Source organism: Commensalibacter sp. Nvir (genome assembly GCF_963921845.1).
In the GTDB taxonomy this organism is placed as follows: Bacteria; Pseudomonadota; Alphaproteobacteria; order Acetobacterales; family Acetobacteraceae; genus Commensalibacter.
In genome coordinates this window covers 1-3,260 of the sequence record NZ_CAWUGZ010000092.1, presented here as the reverse complement: position 1 = coordinate 3,260, position 3,260 = coordinate 1, and the positions used below count along the sequence as shown (strand labels likewise).

Below are 3,260 nucleotides of genomic sequence, written 5' to 3'. Positions count from 1 at the left end.
CAAGACAATGGATGGGAAATCCGTAAAGGCGGCTACTTTCAAGACGACACCTGCCCTCACTTGGGCGCATCCCTAGATTACGAAATCGTTAGTGGCCACGATCAAGACGGCATTGGATGTCTAGAAATCAAAAACGTCAATCACTTTAGCTTTTCAAAAGCATGGACCGATAATGAACCCCCGCTTCATATCCTTCTCCAGCTGCAGCATCAGCTGGCGGCAACAGGCTACAAATGGGGCGTGATCGCTGCCTTACGAGGAGGGAACGAGCCTTATATCTTTACGTATAAAGAGAACCCAAAAACCATTCAAAATATTAGAATGAAAGTCAATCAGTTTTGGAAATCGTTGGATGATAAAACACCCCCTCCACCCGATAGCGCCAACATTAATAGCGAAATTTTAAAACAGTTGTATCCAATGCCCGTTGAGGACGACATTGATCTTTCTGGCGACAATGAATTGCCCGCGTTATGCGCAGAATTTCTAAAACTTAAGGAAGCAAAAAAGAGTCTTGCGCAGACTCAAGATCAACTCAAATACGCCATTTTAGAAAAACTAAAAGGACATAAAAAAGGAATCGTCAACGGATTTTATGTGACCCTATCCATTACCCCTGAAAAACCCTCAAGGCCTGCATTGCCTGGAGAAATTATTAATGGTCGAGCCGAAATCCGCAGTTTACGAATTAAAGAGGTAAACAGTTAACATGAATAAACATATTGCAGAAAATAAAACCAAAGTACAGCTGAATAATTTCCAACGGCAGTTAAGCCAAAATATAAAGCGCTTTAAATCTCTACTACCTAGCCATATCACCCCTGAAAAGTTCTTAAGAACCATCGTCACGGCGGTTCAAGCCAATCCAAAACTATTGGATTGTACTCATGAAAGCTTGATTCAAGCTGCAATGCGATGTGCCAAAGATGGGTTGCTACCCGATGGACGGGAGGCGGTGTTTATTCAATTTTGGTCAAAAAATGGATATACCGCTCAATACATTCCTATGTATATGGGACTGTTAAAACGTGTCAGAAATAGCGGCCTCATCTTTTCCATTGATGCTCAAGTGGTTTACGAGAATGACTATTTTAAATGGATCCAAGGCACGAAGCCTGACATCGAACATGAACCTTTATTTATAGGAGATCGCGGAGAGCCTACGGGAGCTTATGCCATTGCTTTTTATAAAGGTACTACTGAAAAGCAATTCGTAGTGTTAAGGAAACCCGAAATTGACAAAATTATGGAAAGTCGGAAAGACAATAAAGGAAATATTCCTAAAGTCTGGATGGAGCATTACGAGGCGATGGCTCAAAAAACTGCCTTACGGCGATTGGTCAAGTTTCTGCCGATGGATGCAGATATTTTCGATAGCAGTCCTGATACCGAATTAGAAAATGAGGAACTGATTCATCATGATCCCGTTATTATGACAGACGATTTTACTCCTAGCAATCCCAATGACGATGCACCACAACTCGAAACGCCCCCTCCCTCTAAATTAGACGACTTCAATCAAAACATCCACTTAGCAAGAGGTCCAGAACATATAGAAGTTCCTCACAATCTCTTTAACGACATTAATGCGAGTACCCTATGATCCTATCCATTATCGGTATTAACGCCTGTTGCTTTTGGATCGGGTATGTAACGGGCCAACTTTTCCGTAACAAGGAAAAATAAGAATGAATAAAGATCACGAAACCTATTTAACAAAGGAAGAGATTTGTCAGAGATTCAAAATCTCTCCCCCTACCCTCTATCGGTGGGAAGCCGAAGAAGGTTTTCCTAAGCGCATACGTTTTTCCTCTATTTGCGTTAGATGGTTAAAAGAAGACGTACAAAATTGGGAAAGTGAAAGAAAGTAATAATTGTAAAATGGTAAAAATGATACTGGATATACAAATAAAAAAAAATAAAAAAGCTTTGTTAAAAGAACTTGAATCCGATCTCTCAAAAGATAAAGAATGTCTAAGTAATTTTGATTTTTACCAACCTGACCAAGAAACAATTCAAAAACTTGTTTATTCGATTGAAGATCGTATTTATAAGTTAACGAAAAAATGTTATTATCAAAACAAGGTGAAAAATAAACTAGAGAACTTTTTGAAAGATGAAATAAAAGCTACTCGAGAAGAATTAGAGAAACAAAATAAGAAAAGAAGCAACTTAATTAAAATTTATTTTAAGTAGAGATACGCTTTAAACTTACAAAACATATAATGATAAGATTAAAAACAATAGAGGATTATAGAAATTAAAAATGGGGTATTATATGGGGTATCAATTTAACTAACTATATAAAAATCATTAATTTTCAATTAGTTATTAATCTTATTCGAATCCCATCCCCTCCGCCAATTTGCATAATATAGACTTTGTTTGTGCTGTTTTTACATTATTTTTCAAAAGAAAGTCTAGAAAGCTAGGGCAAAAAATAGTTACTTTTGACTTATTCTTAATACTCATTTCACAACAACATGAATCGTATATTCTAGAAGCTTACGTCAAGGGGATTGGGTTTGGTCTGATGAATGCGAACTGCTTAATTTCTACTTTTTCTTTTATGGACGTGCATAAAACAATCGCGGTAACGTGTCTGAGAGATCTTCTGAAAGGTAAATAACCATAGGGTATTTAGATTGTGCTCTTATTAGGTTTTTTGATTTTTCTTAACTTATGCCTTGATAAAATAGGTTTTTTTCAGAAATAACAATTAAGAGAAAGCCTTCAAAATGGTTTGACCTTTCTTATTGATGTAAATCTTTGGTAATAACAATCTTATTCTTAAAGAGCTGCTAACTTATTTCTTATAATGGTTTAAAAATATCTAATATTTTTTTAGCTTTTAGTTTTTTATTTCTTACAGTATTTATTTCTAATATACATTAAACACATAAAGTAGTTTCTACTCCATATTCTCCTTCTTCTATGAATTTTTCAAAAATGCTGATCTTGAAAGATAAAAATATTTATCTTTTGTATTGAATACTTGATCAATGATTTTTCAAAGAGTGATACGATGATTCATCCTTAAGCTTCAAAACAAATATATGCTTCATAAACAATAAATATTCATGCTCTATTAAAAATTTTTGAATATTTTTAGGGTCACTCACATTTTCATTTAGCTTAAATGGGTAATATTCCCAAGTTATAACCCCATTTTCGAGAATAAAAGCAATTCCTTGATCGTTTATAATCTTATGGGTTCTGGCATATTCATAGTCTAAATAATCTTTTTCATATTTATAATC

5 protein-coding genes are annotated in these 3,260 nt (G+C 34.9%); 4 read left to right on the top strand and 1 reads right to left on the bottom strand.

Annotated features, from left to right (window positions below):
• From AABE15_RS06095 to AABE15_RS06080, 4 genes are all read left to right on the top strand, one after another.
• Nucleotides 1-708, top strand: a 708-nt coding sequence (locus tag AABE15_RS06095; protein WP_338330398.1) for a YqaJ viral recombinase family protein, incomplete at its 5' end; no start/stop codon positions are given.
• Nucleotide 709: 1 nt separating this feature from the next.
• Complete coding sequence (locus AABE15_RS06090; protein WP_338330397.1) at nucleotides 710-1,603, top strand: recombinase RecT; 894 nt, start codon at nucleotides 710-712, stop codon at nucleotides 1,601-1,603.
• An 85-nt stretch (nucleotides 1,604-1,688) separates the two neighbouring features.
• Complete coding sequence (locus AABE15_RS06085) at nucleotides 1,689-1,871, top strand: helix-turn-helix domain-containing protein (RefSeq protein ID WP_338330396.1); 183 nt, start codon at nucleotides 1,689-1,691, stop codon at nucleotides 1,869-1,871.
• Entirely contained in the window at nucleotides 1,858-2,196 is a 339-nt protein-coding gene (locus tag AABE15_RS06080; protein ID WP_338330395.1) for a hypothetical protein, read from the top strand. Before AABE15_RS06085 ends, AABE15_RS06080 begins: the two co-directional genes overlap by 14 nt.
• Before the next feature lie 803 nt (nucleotides 2,197-2,999).
• On the opposite strand, the gene AABE15_RS06075 is transcribed toward AABE15_RS06080, so the two are convergent.
• A partial coding sequence (locus AABE15_RS06075; RefSeq protein ID WP_338330394.1) for a hypothetical protein occupies nucleotides 3,000-3,260 on the bottom strand: 261 nt, incomplete at its 5' end.

Bases quoted from the DNA above. Each gene is read 5' to 3' on its own strand.
- AABE15_RS06090 (WP_338330397.1), top strand. From the start codon at position 710: ATGAATAAACATATTGCAGAAAATAAAACCAAAGTACAGCTGAATAAT.
- AABE15_RS06085 (WP_338330396.1), top strand. From the start codon at position 1,689: ATGAATAAAGATCACGAAACCTATTTAACAAAGGAAGAGATTTGTCAG.